This window comes from Lysinibacillus sp. EB271-A1-10B (genome assembly GCF_058791335.1).
Map to the genome: position 1 here is coordinate 328,351 of NZ_JBYTDL010000001.1, position 18,438 is coordinate 346,788.

General features: G+C 37.6%; 20 protein-coding genes. 4 read left to right on the forward strand and 16 right to left on the reverse strand.

Annotated features, from left to right (window positions below):
* Positions 1–23: 23 nt before the first annotated feature.
* From AC3WSK_RS01560 to AC3WSK_RS01610, 11 genes are all read right to left on the reverse strand, one after another.
* Positions 24–2,228 (reverse strand): penicillin-binding transpeptidase domain-containing protein, encoded by a 2,205-nt coding sequence (locus AC3WSK_RS01560; protein WP_492411546.1) that lies wholly within the window; start codon positions 2,226–2,228, stop codon positions 24–26.
* Positions 2,225–2,593, reverse strand: a complete 369-nt coding sequence (ftsL2, locus tag AC3WSK_RS01565; protein ID WP_079559765.1) for a cell division protein FtsL — start codon at positions 2,591–2,593, stop codon at positions 2,225–2,227. Before ftsL2 ends, AC3WSK_RS01560 begins: the two co-directional genes overlap by 4 nt.
* A complete protein-coding gene (rsmH, locus tag AC3WSK_RS01570) occupies positions 2,594–3,544 on the reverse strand; it encodes a 16S rRNA (cytosine(1402)-N(4))-methyltransferase RsmH (protein WP_079559764.1) in 951 nt (316 codons plus the stop codon). It abuts the gene before it with no gap.
* 59 nt (positions 3,545–3,603) lie between these two features.
* Complete coding sequence (gene mraZ / locus AC3WSK_RS01575) at positions 3,604–4,035, reverse strand: division/cell wall cluster transcriptional repressor MraZ (RefSeq protein WP_079559763.1); 432 nt, start codon at positions 4,033–4,035, stop codon at positions 3,604–3,606.
* A gap of 252 nt (positions 4,036–4,287) precedes the next feature.
* On the reverse strand, positions 4,288–5,904 hold the full coding sequence (bshC, locus tag AC3WSK_RS01580) for a bacillithiol biosynthesis cysteine-adding enzyme BshC (RefSeq protein WP_079559762.1): 1,617 nt from the start codon (positions 5,902–5,904) through the stop codon (positions 4,288–4,290).
* A gap of 222 nt (positions 5,905–6,126) precedes the next feature.
* Entirely contained in the window at positions 6,127–6,522 is a 396-nt protein-coding gene (locus tag AC3WSK_RS01585) for a DUF3397 domain-containing protein (RefSeq protein ID WP_079559761.1), read from the reverse strand.
* Positions 6,519–7,421 (reverse strand): ketopantoate reductase family protein, encoded by a 903-nt coding sequence (locus AC3WSK_RS01590; RefSeq protein ID WP_492411549.1) that lies wholly within the window; start codon positions 7,419–7,421, stop codon positions 6,519–6,521. The genes AC3WSK_RS01585 and AC3WSK_RS01590 overlap by 4 nt, the downstream gene beginning before the upstream one ends.
* A gap of 673 nt (positions 7,422–8,094) precedes the next feature.
* Positions 8,095–8,472, reverse strand: a complete 378-nt coding sequence (locus tag AC3WSK_RS01595) for a transcriptional regulator (protein WP_079559759.1) — start codon at positions 8,470–8,472, stop codon at positions 8,095–8,097.
* 110 nt (positions 8,473–8,582) lie between these two features.
* Positions 8,583–9,350 (reverse strand): enoyl-CoA hydratase/isomerase family protein, encoded by a 768-nt coding sequence (locus AC3WSK_RS01600; protein WP_079559758.1) that lies wholly within the window; start codon positions 9,348–9,350, stop codon positions 8,583–8,585.
* A 163-nt stretch (positions 9,351–9,513) separates the two neighbouring features.
* Complete coding sequence (gene rpmF, locus AC3WSK_RS01605) at positions 9,514–9,687, reverse strand: 50S ribosomal protein L32 (protein WP_010858320.1); 174 nt, start codon at positions 9,685–9,687, stop codon at positions 9,514–9,516.
* A gap of 24 nt (positions 9,688–9,711) precedes the next feature.
* Positions 9,712–10,245 (reverse strand): YceD family protein, encoded by a 534-nt coding sequence (locus tag AC3WSK_RS01610; protein WP_079559757.1) that lies wholly within the window; start codon positions 10,243–10,245, stop codon positions 9,712–9,714.
* 196 nt (positions 10,246–10,441) lie between these two features.
* Between AC3WSK_RS01610 and AC3WSK_RS01615 the strand changes: the two genes are divergently transcribed.
* The gene (locus AC3WSK_RS01615; protein WP_079559756.1) at positions 10,442–11,653 is read left to right on the forward strand and encodes a nucleotidyltransferase; all 1,212 of its coding nucleotides are present in this window, start codon (positions 10,442–10,444) and stop codon (positions 11,651–11,653) included.
* A gap of 264 nt (positions 11,654–11,917) precedes the next feature.
* Here AC3WSK_RS01615 and AC3WSK_RS01620 read toward each other — a convergent pair whose 3' ends face one another.
* The gene (locus tag AC3WSK_RS01620; protein WP_492411553.1) at positions 11,918–12,964 is read right to left on the reverse strand and encodes a SepM family pheromone-processing serine protease; all 1,047 of its coding nucleotides are present in this window, start codon (positions 12,962–12,964) and stop codon (positions 11,918–11,920) included.
* A gap of 118 nt (positions 12,965–13,082) precedes the next feature.
* On the opposite strand from AC3WSK_RS01620, the gene AC3WSK_RS01625 reads away from it, so the two are divergent.
* Positions 13,083–13,982 carry a hypothetical protein gene (locus AC3WSK_RS01625; protein ID WP_240518167.1) on the forward strand — a complete coding sequence of 300 codons (900 nt, stop codon included), beginning with the start codon at positions 13,083–13,085 and terminating at the stop codon, positions 13,980–13,982.
* 98 nt (positions 13,983–14,080) lie between these two features.
* Here the strand turns inward: AC3WSK_RS01625 and coaD are convergent, their stop codons facing one another.
* The 3 genes from coaD to AC3WSK_RS01640 form a co-directional block, all read right to left on the reverse strand.
* On the reverse strand, positions 14,081–14,596 hold the full coding sequence (gene coaD / locus AC3WSK_RS01630; protein ID WP_170938874.1) for a pantetheine-phosphate adenylyltransferase: 516 nt from the start codon (positions 14,594–14,596) through the stop codon (positions 14,081–14,083).
* A gap of 102 nt (positions 14,597–14,698) precedes the next feature.
* Positions 14,699–15,250, reverse strand: coding sequence for a 16S rRNA (guanine(966)-N(2))-methyltransferase RsmD (rsmD, locus tag AC3WSK_RS01635; protein ID WP_492411556.1), 552 nt, complete (start codon positions 15,248–15,250; stop codon positions 14,699–14,701).
* A 204-nt stretch (positions 15,251–15,454) separates the two neighbouring features.
* Positions 15,455–16,882 carry an RNA polymerase II gene (locus tag AC3WSK_RS01640; protein WP_492411558.1) on the reverse strand — a complete coding sequence of 476 codons (1,428 nt, stop codon included), beginning with the start codon at positions 16,880–16,882 and terminating at the stop codon, positions 15,455–15,457.
* A 56-nt stretch (positions 16,883–16,938) separates the two neighbouring features.
* Here AC3WSK_RS01640 and AC3WSK_RS01645 point away from each other — a divergent pair, with 56 nt between their 5' ends.
* Positions 16,939–17,328, forward strand: a complete 390-nt coding sequence (locus AC3WSK_RS01645; RefSeq protein WP_079559751.1) for a DUF7147 family protein — start codon at positions 16,939–16,941, stop codon at positions 17,326–17,328.
* 2 nt (positions 17,329–17,330) lie between these two features.
* Here AC3WSK_RS01645 and AC3WSK_RS01650 read toward each other — a convergent pair whose 3' ends face one another.
* Positions 17,331–17,603 (reverse strand): YlbG family protein, encoded by a 273-nt coding sequence (locus AC3WSK_RS01650; RefSeq protein ID WP_079559750.1) that lies wholly within the window; start codon positions 17,601–17,603, stop codon positions 17,331–17,333.
* 251 nt (positions 17,604–17,854) lie between these two features.
* Here AC3WSK_RS01650 and AC3WSK_RS01655 point away from each other — a divergent pair.
* A partial coding sequence (locus tag AC3WSK_RS01655) for a glycerophosphodiester phosphodiesterase family protein (RefSeq protein WP_492534765.1) occupies positions 17,855–18,438 on the forward strand: 584 nt, incomplete at its 3' end.

Sequence of the window (18,438 nt, forward strand, 5' to 3'; positions counted from 1 at the left end):
TAAAGTGGGCTTCTATTCAGTCTTTATTCAGTTTCACCCTCAGTTGGGGCTTCTACATCTTTGATAAAGCTTTCAGCTGGCGTTTTCAGCTTCACGACAATCGGTGAACGATCTGATACTACAGTACCTGCCGTTTTGCTCTGACTATCTACAAAGCCCTCCCCAACGACTTCAAGTTGTTCTAACTCTGCCAATGCCTTAAAAGCAAGTACATTACGCAACGACCAGTTAGTGAAGTCTGGAAGTACTACATCGCCTGCTGTCTTTAAAAACACAAAATTACCTTTCACAAGTTTCTGTGGACCTTTAGGATTTTGGTCAATAATTTTACCGCCACCACCAACAATAATTGGCTGCAGACCATCATTTTGAAGCTCTACTTGTATAGCTTCAGCACTTTGACCTGTGTAATCTTGTATTTTTGTATCATCAACTTGCTTTACATCTTCCGGGTTAACATTTAAATACTTTAAACTATTTAACATAACAGGGTTAAATACTTTCGAAACTGGTATAGAACCAGCTTCACCCTTTAACTTTGGCCTTTTTATGGAGACATACATAATGAGCTGAGGGTCATCTACAGGAGCCATCCCTAAGAAAGAATATAGAAATTCATTTGATCCCCATGAATACCTACCATTTCCTAAAGGAATTTGAGCAGTACCGGTTTTCCCTGCAACTTCATATTCATCAAGAATAAAGTCGCTCGCCGAACCATCCTTAGCTGTTAACGTAGAGGCAAGGATTTCTTTTACTTGCTTGGCTGTGTCGGCTGAAACTGGTTTTCCCTTGACAATCGGCTCATGCTTTTTAATCGTTTTTCCTGTCGAAGGGTCAACAATACGATCAATCACATACGGTTGCATCATTTTCCCGTCATTCGCAATCGCTGTCAATGCTTGAATTAATTGAATCGGCGTTACCGTAGAACCTTGACCGAACGTTGTTGTCACTCGTTCCACTGGATAATTCGATAAAAGTTTCCCTGATGCTTCATTCGGTAAATCAATACCTGTTTTTTTACCAAAACCAAATCGATCTAAATAGGTAAAAAATTTATCCTCACCAATTAGCTTTAATAAGTGTGCCATTGCAGTATTGGATGAACGTTGGAAGCCTTGTAAATAACTAATATACCCCCAACCAACTCTATTATAATCTTTAATTACACGATCATGGACTCTGTATTGACCTGACGGATAGTATGCATTTGGATCCCAAACCCCTGTATCAATAGCAGAAGCGAGCGTGAATGTTTTCATCGTCGAACCTGGTTCTATAGTCTCTTCAATAGCCTCGTTCAGCCACTTCATATTATCGCCTTCACGTGTATCAGGATTAAACGTAGGTCGCTGTGACATCGCTAAGATTTCCCCGGTTTTTGGACGCGCAATAATAGCTGTCATCGCTTCAGGGTTATATTCCTTTTCAACCTCTGTCATCTTTTCCTCTAAAAAGCTTTGAATTGTTTTATCAAGTGTTAAATAAATGTCATCACCATTTTCGGCAGGCGTCACCATTTTTTCGCTATTCGGTAATAAATAACTGAAAGCATCTGTCTCATATTCTACCTTACCGTCTTTTCCAGTTAGTTCTTTGTTGTAGGTAAGCTCCAAACCCATTTTCCCTTTTGTTGTAAGCGTACCATCCTTATTTTCCTCTTTTAGTGCGAAACCAATTAAGTGTGAGGCAAAGATACCATTTGGATAATAACGTTTTAAATCATTTACAAATAAAATCCCTGGTAAATTTTCTTCTTTAATTTTACTCATCGTCTCATGACTTAATCCACGTCCCGCACCGCCAAATTCAACTTGATAAGGCTTTTCGCCATCATCTTTTACTCTAGTAAGCTGTTGATAGATTTTTTTTTCGTCCATAGGGATATATTCTGCTAATATTTTTGCAGTTTTATCTGGATCTACTACATGTCGAGGGTTTTTTGAATTCGTCGTGGCCTCTTTATTGACAATTGCGATTAGTCGATAACTAAGTGTATCCTCCGCAATAATTTGTCCTTTTGCATCAAAAATTTTTCCCCGATTTGCTGTTATTACACTTTCTTTGCTATATTTTGCAGCTGCCTTTGCCGCAAGCTCTTGACCTTTCACTTCACCTGTCGCTTGTAACGTCACCATTCTCGTGAACAATAGAAAAAAGAGCCCTCCATAAAAAATAAATAATAGAAAGGCTCCCCATTGGAATCGAAATCTCTTTTTTTTCATTCTCCCGGCACTACCTTTACATTTTTCTCATTTTGAGTTAAACCGAGTTCTTTAGCTTTGTTCCATATGTTGTCGAATGTAGACAGCTCACTTACATGAACTGTCAAGTCAACATTCTGTTTAGTAATCTCTTCTGCTTCAGTTTCGATTTTTTGAATGTCCATGCTGGTTGTCTGAATGGCTGCTTGCTTATTTAACACTAGTACTGACATTACAGCGATAATGCTAACTAAAGCAATTAGCATTGTTTTTTCAAACTTCTGGTTCGATTTTTTACGACGTTTGATAGTGGGTTGTGGGCTAGGGGGTGTTATTGGTTGTTGCACTTGCTGTTGCTGGTGCTGCCTTACACGAACTGCTGCCATTTACTCACTCCCTTTGTCGTTAATTTTCTCTACCACTCTAAGCTTTGCTGAGCGGGCGCGATTGTTTACAGCTAGTTCTTCATCAGAAGGAACGATCGGCTTTCTCGAGATAAGCTTTAAAGTTGGCTTCATGTTATCAGGAATTACTGGTAAATTCGGTGGTAATTCCGGTAATGATGACGCTTCCTTAAAAATAGTCTTGCATAGGCGGTCCTCCAATGAATGGAACGTAATGACACTAATGCGTCCACCTACGTTTATCATATCAATCGCATCGACTAATGAATCCTCTGCTGCGCCTAGCTCATCGTTAACAGCAATTCGTATTGCCTGGAATATGCGCTTCGCTGGATGTCCACCTTTACGGCGTGCCGCTGCTGGAATACCCTCTTTAATAAGTTCTACAAGTTGGCCAGTTGATTCAATCGGTGCTGCCTTACGTGCCTCTTCGATTTTACGAGCAACTTGTTTTGAAAATTTCTCTTCCCCATAACGGAAAAATATACGTACTAAATCTTCATATGCCCATTCATTTACGACGTGAAATGCTGTAAGGGATGCCGTTTGATCCATGCGCATATCTAAAGGTGCATCGTGGTGATAACTAAAGCCTCGTTCTGGTGTATCAAGCTGTGGCGAAGATACGCCTAAATCATATAAAACACCATCAACTTGCTCAATACCAATCGCCAATAGCTCTTCTTTTAAATAGCGGAAATTCGAATGAACAAATGTCACACGTTCAATATATGGCGCCAATCGAATTTTTGCATTGTTAATAGCTGTCATATCTTGATCAAAGCAAATTAAACGACCTTTTTCAGATAATTGTTGTACTAAATATTCACTGTGTCCTGCTCCACCTAACGTACAGTCCACATACACACCATCAGGATCGATGTTCAACCCATCAACTGTTTCTCTTAATAACACGGTTGTATGATCGAACATACCACTCGCTCCCTTCAGGCCTTAACTTCATCTAGCTGACACTTAAGTGTCTAAAAAAGTTAAAAATCAAAGCCAATCATATTTTCTGCAATTTCATTAAAGGATTGCTCCGACTCACTAAAGTAAGTCTCCCAAGCATCTTTCGCCCATACTTCAATCCGATTCGAAACTCCTAACACGACACATTCTTTCACAAGATGTGCATGCTGCATTAGAGTTGAAGGAATGTTAATGCGCCCCTGCTTGTCTATCTCTACTTCCGTTGCTCCAGAAAAGAAAAACCTTGCAAATGCACGTGTATCTTTTTTGGTCATCGGTAAGCCCTTTAATTTTTCTTCGAGTTTTCGCCATTCATCCATAGGATAGCCAAATAAACAATTATCAAGTCCGCGTGTTACAACAAACGTTTCACCTAAGGCTTCACGAAATTTTGCGGGCACGATTAATCGTCCTTTTGCATCAACAGAGTGTTGATATTCTCCCATGAACATGCTATTCACCCCACTTTATTAAATAATGTACCACATCCCCCCACTTTCCTCCACTTTTTTTAAAAAAAACTTGACATTTTAACAATTAATGTGTGATTAGGCCTTTAACAAATTATTGAAACTATGCTAAATGACTCAAAAAAAGAGCTATCCTTAGTAGGATAGCTCTCTATTTACTATTTATATCGACATTATCCATCAAATTCACATTGTATCAAATTGTTAATTAGGTATATAGATACAAATATTGGATTATAAATAAATTATATAGTGGTGATTGCCAACGCTATAATTTTGTTTCAACATTTCAGTAATTAACATAGGTCCAAACTCATTAAAATATTGATACGGACTATAAGTTCTTTCCTGGAATCCCTCATTTGGATACAGCTCATTTTGTAACGTCATAAATTTTCGGATCGTCGTTTCATGCTTGTTAAGAACAGTTTGTTCAACCTTTTGCTGTAAATACTCAAATTGCTTTAGGTGATTCTCTTTATTTTTCTCAAGTATTTTATCTAATAATAGCTGTTGTTCTTCTAAATAAAGTTGAAGTGCATCATATTTTTCTAAAAGGTCTCGTTGCATCGTTTGAATTTGACGCTTCGCTTCAGTGTCCTGTACGTCAGCAATATACTGCTCTTTAAGTTGCAATACTTTACCATCCCAAACTTCAGCAACAGTTAAACGATATTCACGTAAAAGTTGTTCTACGTGACGTGTAACAAGTGTAATATGAAGGCGTGGAGCAAAAATCGGCATTTGTAAGCCTAATACCGAAAATGCATCCTTCAATGTCGCCCAGTAGGCAAGCTCCCCTGGTCCACCAACAAATGCTAGCACAGGCAATGTCATTTCCTGCATTAACGGACGCGTCACAACGTTATTACTTAACTGCTCAGGATGTTCTTCAGCAATTTTTAAAACTTCTTCACGAGATAGTTTGATATTTGCAGCTAGATTGACAAAATGCTGATTTTTTCTTTCTAAAAGAAGACGCTCTTCATCTTCTACATAAAATAAATTGGCCGCTTCGTTTGTTGCCAAAATAGGCTGGCCATAACCTGCACGTTCAAGCTCCGCTTCCCTCTCCGTTACCACTCTAGCAATTTCTTCATTTTTATGAATGATACGGGTAAAATTCCCACTCTCATATTGACGGAATTTAAAGTCCGCTGCATCTATCATCAATAAACCTTCATCTTTAAACAAGTGGTTCATAAGTTGCGCAAAGAAGTCCGTAAACGTTTCACTCTTATTTAGAGTATCTACTAATTGTTTAATAAGCATTTCAGTGAATTCTGTTTCACCCATATCCTTCACAATAGTATTTATTAATTGTGTCATGGATTCTTTGTTTATTCTTGTTTCAGAAGCCATTGTTTTACGTCTTGAGCGTTCACTGTATGCACGTTTTTTAATATCTACACCATGCACTGTATACGTATGGTTAATTTCCTCTAAATCATGATCTTCTCCAGCTATCCAAAAAACAGGAACAACTGGTCGCTGTAGCTTTACACTTTGCTCTTTCGCTAATGCTATAACCGAAATCGCCTTATGCACCGAGTAAAGAGGGCCTGTTAAGATACCCGCTTGTTGCCCACCAACAACCGTAACAGCTCCTTGCTCTAGTTGTTGCAAATGTTCATTCGCTTTCTTCGAAATACCAAGAGGCTCCATAAATTGACGTATGATGGCCGTTAATTCTTTTTGATCATACGCCTGCTGATCTAGATATTGCGCACGTTTCTCAAAAGATTTATCGTTATATTCGTATTCAAAAAACTCATGGATGGCAGTATTCGGTGACCAATAATCTGCTAGCAAACGATTTTTTATGGGTACTTGGATTGACTCCAGTTTCATTTAACACAAACTCCTCTACCTAAATCATCTTCTTACTCTTTAATAAGCAAAATAAAATAAACTCCCAGAAAAAAGTTAAGGTACAATTTTCAACAAACCTCAAACGCTTAAGTACTTTGGAATTTCACTTCATATTTTTGCACATCTAGAGTTATTACTAAAAAAAACAATTTATAATGCTATTATTTTAACGCTTATGGCTTCAACATGAAAAGAAAATGCTTAGACTGCCTGTAAATATTCTATAACAGATCGTATAACACCTACTAAACAAATAACAATATACGCCGTACTTAGTACTAAAAATTGAAAGCGCCAAATTTTCCTAAGTAGCGGTTTTACTTCAATTTCCTTTTTTGTTCGCCAATCAATATATGTAAAAATTATTGCCATCACTACCGTCAATGTAACTAATAGTGCGCTAACATCGACATTCCACAGCACACTAATTGCTAGCGGTACTGAAAAATACAAACACAATGTTGTCACGTCCGATGCTACTCCAAAAGCATGAGTGCCTCGAATTTTAACCTTTCGACCAAATAAATAGACAATCATAAAAAGGAGGAATGGACAAAAAATAATGACACTTATCATAATATGTAAAAAATCTTTCAACGTCTTTCACCGCTCTCCTCTATCGCAAGTACTTGGTGATATAAAGTACGTAAAGTTGGCAAATCGTGACCATTCGCTAGAGCTTTTTCTAGTATTACTCCTGCAATCGTGTCAATTTCGCTTTTCCTTCCTTGCACCCGATCCGCTAGCATAGAGGATGTATTACTTGCTGTTTGTTCACATAAGTCTATCACCTTGAAAAAAGGTATAGTTTGTTCTATGCCTTCAAAAGCTCCCGTAAATTCTCGATAAAGAGTTTGCATTAATAGAAACGCTTGCTTATTCGTAACTAACTCTCCATTCTTCAGTTGCAGTATAGCCGTTAATGGATTAATTAAGCAATTGAATACAGCTTTCTCAAATAACATTTGTTCCGCATTAGCAACTAGTTCAACTGGATATAAGGAATTTCTTAGCTGTAACAAATCGGCAAACGCATTACTATCCCCTCGCTCTATTGCAATTTTACAAGCACCTACACCTCTATGTTGCACAGTTGTCTGATTGATCAATTGAGCACCAAATGTTACAGAACAAAAAGCAATATTCTTTTGCGGCAAACGTAGTGCCTCGTTAAAGTGCGCCAATCCATTTTGCATAAACAACAACGGTACCGTACTCGGTAATGCAGATAATTGTTTGTATAGCTCTTGTAATTGACCGTATTTAACAGCAATTACAATTAAATCTTGTCGCGGTAGTTCCTCTAATTTCGTAGTTGAAGCAACTTTTTGTACAGTTTTCGTTCCATCAACATTCACTCGTGTTAAATACTTTGCATGAAGTTCATCTAACTGTTCCTGCCTTCTCGCAACCAACGTTACAGATATACCAGACTCAGCTATAAAACTTGCCGTTAATTGCCCTACTGCCCCGGCACCAATAATCGTTACACCCAAAATACATCACACCTCCTACATTTACAACGAACGATCAAACATAAGAGAACGCCCTCTCTCAGCATAATTGCGTCCGAAATCGACTTTGCGCTCAGACCTACTTGAGAGCCAACACGATATCGGTCATTTCGGTAATGCCACAGGATGTGGCGTTTTTACCGATGCAGGTCAGTCAGCCGTTATCGCATGGATGCGATACTAACATCCCCTAATAACTCCATTTCGATTCCGTGACATCCACCGATGCTTCACCTTATTTCAGCGAATGTTTGGCAGCCACTACCATCCATCATTATACAATCTATTTTACCCCACTCTACAGAAGGAGGTGCCTTAGAATGATTCCTAAGGCACCTCCCATGCAGGTTCTTTTATTATACAAGATTGGCTAAGTGTTTACGACAATATATAAAGTGAAACTTTAATCAGCGGGTTTTTTCCACTAACCATAAGCCTTCACCAATCGGACTTTTACAGGCAGTTACTCTCACACCTAACTTCTTAACTTTCGTTACATTTCAAGGTGTGTGATTTGTACCTGGCGCTTCGCATTCGGTACAGATAAATTATTACCTATAAATTCACTTAACGCAGCATTATGTTTTAATCTAACTTATATTCTTTCTAAGTAACTTACTCTACCGCACTTGTAACCCTCATCTGCTTCCTTACTTTAATCTTTCATTAAAGAATATCCTTGCTGTAACCATTTCACTAATTTTTCATGATCATTTTGTAATTCACGGTGTCTTATTTCGAGACTTTGATAGGCCTCTGTTAATTCATCGAAACTTGTTAATGCCAATTTCAAATGACTTCGCATAGATTGTTGCGGCTGATTTCGCACAGCTAGTAGCGACTGACTATATTGACTACGTAATGTTTTATTCCAACGGAAACCACATGCCTGTTTTGTACGACCTAGTTCATTAGCAGCCATTTCAAAAGCCTCTAGCTGTGTTTTGCCATTTTGCACATTATGCAACACGATTTCTGCTAATCTTTCATCGTCTTCCTTTGTCCATTGATCTTTTCTTTTTTTCAATTCCATAATCTATCACCCTCGCATTTTTTACTACTATATGCATGGGCGAGCAAAATAGAATCATCGAAATAAAAAAGACAATGATTATGTTTTATTATAATCACTGCCGTTATACATTATTTATTGTTTTTCTTTGCTAGGAAATTAGCAACTGCCTCGTGGTGAGCTTCGCTTTCCCACAATTTCGCACATGTACGAACTTCCTCCATAACACGTTCATACATATTACGCTCACGCCACTTTCGAAGCTCAATTTCTTTATAAGCCTTATGAACAGAAGGGTGAATTTTACGCATATGTTCGATAAAATCATTCAACGCCTCTTCTTTCGAACCTTCGAAAACGCGCATTGCCCAACCAATTTCATATAGTAATTCTGCTGGATAAGGCTTCGCATCGACTAGCATCTTCATTGCACGGTCATGGCGTAATCCACGTTCGAATAAGTATGTACCGCCTCCCCAGCCGCTCGTAATTGCTAATGTCCCCTGTATAAAACCACATTTCGCATGACTTGCCACTAGACGAAAATCGCAAGCTGTTGCAATCTCACAACCTCCACCAACCGCTGTTCCATTAATTAACGCAATCGTCGGCACAGGCAAAGTCGCAAGGTCGTATAATATTTTGCCCATCTTACTCAACATCCCGAACGCCTCATCCTCCGTTTCAAGCGAATGAAATTCAGATAAATCGCCCCCTGAGCAAAATGATTTATCTCCCGCACCCGTCACGACTAAAAAACGGACATCATCATGATGTCGAATATATGTAATAACTTCTTGAAGCCCATCCATAACCTCATCATTAACCGCATTCCTTTTTTCTTCCCGATTAATCGTAAACGTCATAATACCATCTTTGTTATCAATTATATATGCCATACCATTTCCCCCTTTGTCCCGATGGATAAATTGTATCATACAATTATTATAGTACTATATATCTTTTCATTATTGCCGAAAGATTCCGTCTTTTCTAGTCAACAAAAAGGCTAGTAAAGAGCCATGGTCTCTTTACTAGCCTTTGACGTGAGCAAACACTGAATTATTTGCTTACTACTTCTTTACCTTTGTATTGTCCGCAAGCTTTGCAAACACGGTGTGATAATTTTGCTTCACCACAGTTTGGGCAAGCTACCATACCAGGTACAGATAGTTTGAAATGCGTACGACGCTTTCTTTTTGCAGTTTTAGAAGTTCTTCTAAATGGTACAGCCATTGATGGCACCTCCTTACAGATCGTCTATTCGTCTGTTTGATCAAAATACTTAGCTAAATCAGCCAGTCTTGGATCCACTTTTTTTTCGTCAGCTTTTTTGTGTAGCTGAACGTCTTCATCTGTTGCGTAAGACCAGTTTTTACCACTATGCACTTGCCCTTCGGTATTCTCCTTGAACACTTGCATAGGTACTTCAAGAAGCACTAACTCCTCAAGAACCGGCTTCATGTCGATTACTTCACCAACTATGTAGTGAATATCTCCGCCATCTTCCCCACGATTTTCTTCGTCAACCCAGCTGAAAATTTCAACTGTATCAACTTCGATAGGAAACTCAACATCTTCCCACGTGCGTGCACATGGAAGTGTTAACGTCGCTGTCACTGTTAGCTGACATGTCATTTGCGATGCACCGAAAGTACATAGCCCTTTTACATGAACGGGCGAAATTGCTCGAATATCCTGGTTTCGCTCCATCACCTCGTCCAACTGGACATAGGCATCGATTGGCATCCCGTTTTGGCGGTATTTAGATAATTGATGAATTGACCATTTCATTCGTTTAATCACCTCGAGACAACACTGTTGATTATATAATGTGTAAAAATAGATGTCAAGATAATTTCTTGTCACCACAATAAAACCCACCTATAATTATATATTATTAAATGTGTATTTGCTCCAAACCGTTCTTTATAAGCAAAAATGCTCCTTAGAACGAGAAGCAAATGATATAGATAAAGGGGGCTTACATTTGCAAGCAGTTGGAATAGTTGTTGAATACAATCCTTTTCACAATGGACATGCCTATCATTTGGAACAGGCGAAGAAAGTAGCACAAGCGGATATTGTCATCGCTGTCATGAGCGGGGATTTTTTGCAACGTGGTGAACCAGCCATGGTCGATAAATGGACACGCACAAAAATGGCTCTCGCAGGTGGTGTCGATATTGTCATTGAACTACCTTACGTATATAGTACCGCACCTGCAACTGATTTCGCAAAAGGAGCCATTTCCTTACTTTCTGGAATTGGTTGCGATTCTTTTGCTTTCGGAAGCGAAGATGGCTCCATACAACCCTTTATGAATACGTTTCAGCTCATTAATAATCACCGCACTGAATATAACGCTCTTATTAAAGAAAGCCTTAAAACGGGTGCAAGCTATCCTAAAAGTCTACATTACGCCTATGAACAGCTTTCTCAAAAGTTCCCTGCTGCATACATTGATTTAGGTCAACCGAACAATATACTCGGTTTTCACTACATTGAGGCTGCCAAAACTTTAGGTAGTAACATTAAACCTTTAACGATCCCTCGCATCGTTGCAGGTTATCATGACGCTATACAAGAAGGTGCATCCATTGCTAGCGCCACAGGAATACGCAAGGCACTAGCAACAACAAGCGCTCTACAAAATGTGCAAGAGTTTCTACCTAAAGCATCATTCGTTCATTTAGCGGATTGGCAAGAAAAATATGGTGAATTTGCAAGTTGGGAAACTTTTTGGCCATTATTACAGTTTACACTTATTCGGCACACACCTAGTGAACTGACGCGCTATGCCGAGGTAACAGAAGGCATTGAGAATGCACTTATTAAAGCAGCGAAAACGAGTCATTCTTTCGGTAGCTTTATGGAGAAAATTAAATCTAAACGCTATACTTGGACACGACTTCAACGTATGCTCACGCATATTTATACTGGATTTACAAAGGAACAATTGCAAAGCTTTGATGCGCCTTCTAGTATACGTTTACTTGGTATGAGTAAGCAGGGACAAGCGTATTTGGGCATGCATAAAAAAGACATACCTTTACCTTTAATCAGTCGTGTTGCAGCTATAGATGATGCTATGCTCGCTGTAGATATCCATGCAGCAGAGGTATACAATTTAAGTATAGAGCAAAGATCAAAAGGGGAAAGTTTACCTAAAGATTATCAAACACCACCCATTCGTTTTTAAGTAATACGAGATCACAATAAAAAGATGCCAGAAATTCCTCTAGCATCTTTTTATGTTGTTAAAAAAATTGTTCAGGAATGTCGCACCGCTTTAAATGAGGGTGATTTCCATTCCTGGCTACTCGCTTTGGTGAAGAGCCATAAATAAATATTTTCTGTACGAAAGTAAAATATTTTATCTACGTGCAGCGGTTTACTTTTTTTTACAAAGATTTTCAACACAATAAAAAGATGCCAGAGATTCTTCTAGCACCTTTTTTGTTTCTTATTTCGGCTGTAACTGTTTTAAATATTCGATTGCATCATCCACAGTTTTAACCGGAACTATTTTCATTTTTGTTTTTATTTCTTTTGCTACCTTTACTGCTGTTGCATAATTAGATTCTAGTTCAGGATATTTGGCTTTCATTTCTGGAGTAATTTCATCATCTGGCGCGAAAAAGATTTCCATACCATCACGATCAGCAGCAATGACTTTATAGTCTATCCCACCAATTCTTCCAACAGTGCCGTCAACCAGCATCTCCCCTGTCCCAGCTATAGCATAGCCCTTCGTTAAATCTTCTTCGAGAAGTTGGTCTAAAATTTCTAAAGTAAACATTAGTCCAGCAGAAGGACCTCCAATATCCTCAGTTTTCATAGACACATTTGGATTTGTTTCAATAGATTTACTTTCAGCATAAGTAATACCTAAACCAGCCCTTGTTTCTTCTGATCTAGGGATTTCCTTTAATGTTATCGTTACCTCTTGTTCTTTTTTATTACGTATAAATTGAATTGTCACTTTCTCTCCAAGCTGCTTCGGCTTTAAAAGATCTACAAGCATTTGTTGATTTCTAATTTTTTGTCCATCAACTTCAATAATCTCATCACCAGCTTTTAATAAATTTTCTGAAGCACCGCCCTCAAGGACATTTAATACAAAAACACCGTTAAAAAGAATTTTTGTTTGAAGGCCAGCTCTTTGAAAAGCTACATATTTTGCATTAAATTGAGAATCAGTCATTAATTTAAGCTGTCGAACATTATATTCTTCTTCATCCTCTAACGGATTTCGAACTTGGGTAATATCCATTAATTTTTGGTATTTTTGAGTTTTTGCCCAAAGATACGAAAAAGGCGTAGCTTGCTGCATAGCCACCGTCATTAAACTCATGGAACCTTTATCATTCGTGTGGCTATTTTCAACGTTAACAAATTCACTGACATCATAAGCACTTCCAGGCTTCATAATATAAGCGTCTAATCGGTATAACATTAAAAAACAAATCACGACTAATAACATTGCATAAATACTAATTTTTTTCTTCATAAGAAAAAACCTCCTAGGACGCTTGCAAAACCTTACGTTCATTTTTTTGCCTTTTTTACATATATTGATTTTAGCATTTGCCTATGTGAATGACAAAAAGTTGAAACGAGATGATAACATGTACGCGACAATTCAAATAGCGATTTGCATAGTTCTTATTCTATTACTCTTGTTATTCCCACAAACAGCTCATACAGGTACTGATTTAGGTTTAAACCTTTTTATGGATGCTCTATTCCCGTATTTATTACCTTATCTTATTTTAACGCAATGGCTTCTCCGTTTAACGGCTCCTATGCGCACAAAAACAAAAAGAGCTTCTTTATACGTACAAGCCTACATTATTAGTGCACTTGGAGGATATCCGTCTGGAGCAACAACCATTGTTTACTTAAAAAACAGTGGGCAATTACACGCTAAAGAAGCAAATTTTTTATTAGCCGTATGTCATGCACCAAGCCCTCTTTTTGTGCTAGGCTTTGTAAGCCTTGATTTACTACACAGTAATACGTTCGGATGGTTGTTTTTATGTTTACTACATAGTTTTAATATTTGCTGCTTACTAACTGGTTACTTTTTATTTCGTAAAACAGATCCTCCTAGCATCTCAATACACAATACAGCTTTGAATACAGCACCATTCTCTGAAAGCATAAAAGAAACAGCCCCGACAATACTATTAGTTGGAACGACGATAATTTTTTTCACTACCATCCAGACGATTGTCCAACAAGGCTTAGATTCACTGCTACCTAAACTTCCCTATGCAGCGGAGCTTTCCATAGCCGCAATTCTTGAAGTTACAAACGGTCTTAAAATGACCGTCTCAGCTTTTCCAAATCTTTCGTATTTGCCATTACTTGTTGTTATGTTGTTGACCATGCAAAGTATAAGCATTCACTTACAAATTTTCGTCATTGCAAAATCAGCCAAGCTGTCTGTTCGACCCTATATAAAATTCCGCCTACTTAGCATAATCATTGTACCTACTATTTATGCTCTTTTTTTCTTAAAATAAATAATCATCTGCATGGTTCAACATTATACGTAGGAAACAAATTGCTCCTCAAACTAAAATAAGGATGTCTTAAAAATAAGACATCCTCTTTGTTTCTTTTATTTATTAAAACCATACTTTTCTTTCAAAGCTTCTACAACACAAGCAGGAACAAGCTCGGTTACATCACTACCGTATTTCGCAACCTCTTTGACAATGCTTGAGCTCAAGAATGAATATTGATTTTTTGTCATGATGAAAAACGTTTCAATGTTTTTATCAAGAAAACGGTTCATCGAAGTAATTTGCATTTCGTATTCAAAATCCGAAACAGCACGTAAACCACGGACAATCGCTTTTGCTTTTTTTTCCTTGGCATAGTCTATTAATAGTCCAGATGAACTTTCAATACGTACATTAGGCAATGTTTTAGTCACTTCAGCCATTAATGCCATACGCTCTTCTACTGAAAATAATGGCTGCTTGGATGAATTATTTAATACAGCAACATAAACTGTGTCAAATACATCTGCCGCTCGTTTAATAATATCTAAGTGACCATATGTCACCGGATCAAAACTCCCAGGAACTACAGCAATTTTCTCTGACAATCTATTCCCCTCTTTCTTTTGCATAACGATCCATTTCACCTTGGCTGCATGACGTGGCCACTCTTGCGTTTTCACAGGATGAAGTTCTTAGCCCGAGTTCCTCTATTCAGCAGGTATTGGGATACCCTACGAATGAAGATAAACGGATATAATCGTTCCGCCATATGTTTCTTGTCTTTTTAATACAAAATCACCAAACCTCTGTGGTAATTCTACTTCTTTTGCATGCTCACATAAAATTACGCCATCAGGTTGGATTTTATCATTGTCGACAAGAATCTGCACTAAGTCATAATATTCTTTGTGGTGATATGGAGGGTCTAAAAATGCTAATTTAAACGAAATATCACGTTTTAATAGCGCTTTCACAGCACGCTTCGCATCTATACGAAATAGCTCAGAACAATCCTCGTAACGACATTTCTTTATATTTTCCTGTAGCACTTGGAACGCCTTTGCATCCTTTTCAATAAAAACGGCGTGCTCAACTCCTCTACTTAAAGATTCGATCCCTAAGCCACCGCTCCCAGCAAATAAATCAAGCGCTATACCTCCATCAAAGAATGGACCAATAATATTAAAGATGGATTCCTTAACTTTATCAGTTGTAGGTCTCGTCGTGTTCCCTACAATCGCCTTTAACGGCATTCCTTTACGTTCTCCTGCTACAACTCTCATAGGCAAATCACCGTACTTTCTTATTCCATATAACAATTTCACCTTGGCGTAATTGTTATTACTTATTGTTGCTGTCGCTTTGCTTTCGCACAGTCAAAACATTGTTGCTGTCGCTTCGCTTTCGATTCAGCGAGTGTTTGGCACCCACTTTAAAGAAGTTAAAAGTATTTTTGCAGCGAAAGACGAACCTCCGCTGCAAAAAATTTATTCTTCCTCTTGTGTTAACATCTTAATATTAATACGACCATCACTTTTTTGTAATTCTACTAAAAATAATCGCTGTAGCCAAGCTTCTTCAACATAATAATGATTGGCAATTTTTATAATTGGTTCTGAAATTGTAGAATATCTACGTTGATTAAATACATAAAATCCAGGCTCTTTCGGGAATCGGAAGGTGCGATTATCACTATTGATATAATATCCATTTTTCCCTTCACCAACCGTATATCCTAGATACGGTAACAATGTATCAGCAGTATACAATACTTGTCCTTCAGAAAGAATCACATGAACATCTTTTCTCAAAACATCATTCACGTAAACATTTCGATCATCCTCAAATAAAAGAGGATATGTCCCGTTTACTTGGGCTGCATTCAACTTAAAATAAGACGTTTTTGCATTTAATACCTTTGATAAAAGATCGTCCATTAATGCAGGAGAAATCGGTTCTTCCCCAAGCTTATCCAAAGATTCTTGCCATGCTGACTCTTGATCTGCTGTCATATATTCTTTTAACGTCTTCACAATTTTCTTTGCTTTATCGGAACCAATCGTATCCTTCACTAAATAGGATGCCACAACTTCTGGCAACCATGTTGGTGAATCTTTAAACTTATATTGTGACTTTATTTGTGACAGTATAACTTCCTGTGCAACTGCTTGTTCAGTTAGCTCAGGCATAAATAAAAGTCGGTCATCATGAACTTTCACCGGATTTTTTTCTTGAATAATAGCAATGTGTTGATCATTCAAAAACTTAATGTTTTCCAGTGACTTCAAGAGATCCTTCGAAATAGTTCCTCGTGCATAAATAGATAACACAGAATTTTGCTCTTGTGCTTTTAAATTACCTGTTTGCCAATAAATATCACGAACTGTACCATCTCCACTAAACATTGTATAGTTAACAAGTGATAGCTTTTGCTGACCTACTAAAGGCAATCCCGTGATCCACTGACCAACAATTTTACTATCGGTTGAAATATGTACTACAGAATAAGATGCTTCACCATTCGTTAATGTGGCAAAAGCATTTTGGATGAGCATTTTATCTTTTAAGCCACCCTCAATCGGAATTATGTATGAAACAGATTGTGATTTAGTCTCTCCTTTTTTAAAATAAGAGACTTCTTCTGATAAACGCTCACAGCTTTTTTCGTTATCGATAAAGCAACTAGGGTTCACTGCATTTTCCGGCCACTTTATTTTCACATTTTGGTTTGGTAAGTTTTTAAAATGTTGACGAATATCCAAGCTATTTTCTCGATAGACAATTTCTATCTCCTGTGAATAACGGAATTCGCCATTGCCTGCTTCTAAATCAGATGAATAGGCATGGTACTGAAAAAATAATGTTCCGGTAATGATTAGTGCTAGAATGGAAAAAAAACTCATTGCAAATTTCATGTGCTTGACCTCCCGCAGCATGATACTATGTGTATTGGAAAGGATGTGCAATTTTTATGCCACAACAATTTATAGAATTAGGTGAAGGCTATGGTGATGTTTATGAGCTACTTGAAATAGTAAAAACCAATCAAGATCGCTTCCACCAAGCTTTTATACTAACATCCACTAAAGAACAAAAAAAGTTTGCTTCTTTAGCAATCGCTTTAAAACCAGTCGGTGAAAGTAAATTCATGCCGATTTATATTTGTCGAGAAGGCATCCCTTATAATGAAGAGCAGCCTTCACAGCGACAAAAAATGTTTGAAGAAAGTATTAAACGACTAGATAGAAAAGCGGTTGTTGTAGAAATAAAGCACTCTTCTATATTTTCGGAATCAAAACTATTTTATCAATACTTAATCGGAATAATGAGACTTCATCACTATATACCGGCTTTAACATAGTATTATAGACCCGCTTTATAGTCATATTCTTTCGCTTTATCTGGTTTCGCATTTTCAAATTCAGTTTTAACAAATGGACGATAAGACTTTACAACGTCTTTCACAAATGGAAGGCGTTGTAGTTTTGTTGACATTGATTCAATTTCCTCTCGCTCGCAATAAAGAACTACATATTTTTGCCTCCGAGAAATATAAAGAACATGACCATATTTTCGAAGAGACTTCGCATGTTTTAATTGATGGACGTAAACGATTAGTCCTTGGCGTTCGTTCATAGTATTCCCCTCATTTCTTACATAAAAGAATACCATAGACCGGAAAATGATAGCAACAGAGTTTAGCTGACAGAACGCTTGATTTTCCGTTATAATGGAAAAGCATACAACGTTGACTAAGATTTTTACATTCACTTATGCAAGTTAATAGAGCACTAGTTTAAGTTATAATTTTTTGTTTGCTCACTGAAAATTTAAAAGTGAAATTGTCAGTACTATTTATATTAATTTAATTGTTAAGGAGGACGAATATGGGTAAGAAAACAAAAATTGCGCTTGCAATCGCAGCGGCAAGTGCAGCGGCAAGTGCAGCGGCTTGGGCAGGTAGTAAAGCTATTTCTAAACCTCAACAACGAGAAGGTAAACAAGCATTACAATTTGATCACCCAATTATTCTCGCACATCGTGGCGGTGCTCATTTAGCACCTGAGCATACAATACCTGCTTTTGAAAAAGCCATGCAGTTAGGTGTTCAGGGCTTTGAAATAGATATTCGCTTAACTAAAGATGAGGAAATTATCGTTTTCCATGATGATACTGTTGATCGTACGACAGATGGCTATGGACTTGTTGCAGACATGACTTTAGCAGAAATAAATGCATTAAACCACGGTTATCAATTTGAAGATTTGGATGGGGAATTTCCTTATCGAGATGAAAAAATAGACGTTGTAACTTTACGCGAACTTCTAGAATCTTATCCAAACATGTTAGTAAATATTGATATTAAAGATGCGCCAGATACGTATGAAGGAACTTTAATGCCATCTAAACTATGGCGTTTAATTGAAGAGCTTGGTGCTGAGAATCGAGTAGTTGTTACAAGCTTCTACGG

What these genes read in the sequence shown, in the direction of transcription:
- AC3WSK_RS01595 (WP_079559759.1), bottom strand. Translation starts at nt 8,472, where the DNA reads ATGGAATTGAAAAAAAGAAAAGATCAATGGACAAAGGAAGACGATGAA.
- AC3WSK_RS01645 (WP_079559751.1), top strand. Translation starts at nt 16,939, where the DNA reads ATGCCACAACAATTTATAGAATTAGGTGAAGGCTATGGTGATGTTTAT.
- AC3WSK_RS01600 (WP_079559758.1), bottom strand. Translation starts at nt 9,350, where the DNA reads ATGGCATATATAATTGATAACAAAGATGGTATTATGACGTTTACGATT.
- rsmH (WP_079559764.1), bottom strand. Translation starts at nt 3,544, where the DNA reads ATGTTCGATCATACAACCGTGTTATTAAGAGAAACAGTTGATGGGTTG.
- rpmF (WP_010858320.1), bottom strand. Translation starts at nt 9,687, where the DNA reads ATGGCTGTACCATTTAGAAGAACTTCTAAAACTGCAAAAAGAAAGCGT.
- mraZ (WP_079559763.1), bottom strand. Translation starts at nt 4,035, where the DNA reads ATGTTCATGGGAGAATATCAACACTCTGTTGATGCAAAAGGACGATTA.
- AC3WSK_RS01560 (WP_492411546.1), bottom strand. Translation starts at nt 2,228, where the DNA reads ATGAAAAAAAAGAGATTTCGATTCCAATGGGGAGCCTTTCTATTATTT.
- ftsL2 (WP_079559765.1), bottom strand. Translation starts at nt 2,593, where the DNA reads ATGGCAGCAGTTCGTGTAAGGCAGCACCAGCAACAGCAAGTGCAACAA.
- AC3WSK_RS01620 (WP_492411553.1), bottom strand. Translation starts at nt 12,964, where the DNA reads ATGAAGAAAAAAATTAGTATTTATGCAATGTTATTAGTCGTGATTTGT.
- AC3WSK_RS01610 (WP_079559757.1), bottom strand. Translation starts at nt 10,245, where the DNA reads ATGAAATGGTCAATTCATCAATTATCTAAATACCGCCAAAACGGGATG.
- rsmD (WP_492411556.1), bottom strand. Translation starts at nt 15,250, where the DNA reads ATGAGAGTTGTAGCAGGAGAACGTAAAGGAATGCCGTTAAAGGCGATT.
- AC3WSK_RS01650 (WP_079559750.1), bottom strand. Translation starts at nt 17,603, where the DNA reads ATGAACGAACGCCAAGGACTAATCGTTTACGTCCATCAATTAAAACAT.
- bshC (WP_079559762.1), bottom strand. Translation starts at nt 5,904, where the DNA reads ATGAAACTGGAGTCAATCCAAGTACCCATAAAAAATCGTTTGCTAGCA.
- coaD (WP_170938874.1), bottom strand. Translation starts at nt 14,596, where the DNA reads ATGCAAAAGAAAGAGGGGAATAGATTGTCAGAGAAAATTGCTGTAGTT.
- AC3WSK_RS01640 (WP_492411558.1), bottom strand. Translation starts at nt 16,882, where the DNA reads ATGAAATTTGCAATGAGTTTTTTTTCCATTCTAGCACTAATCATTACC.
- AC3WSK_RS01625 (WP_240518167.1), top strand. Translation starts at nt 13,083, where the DNA reads ATGTACGCGACAATTCAAATAGCGATTTGCATAGTTCTTATTCTATTA.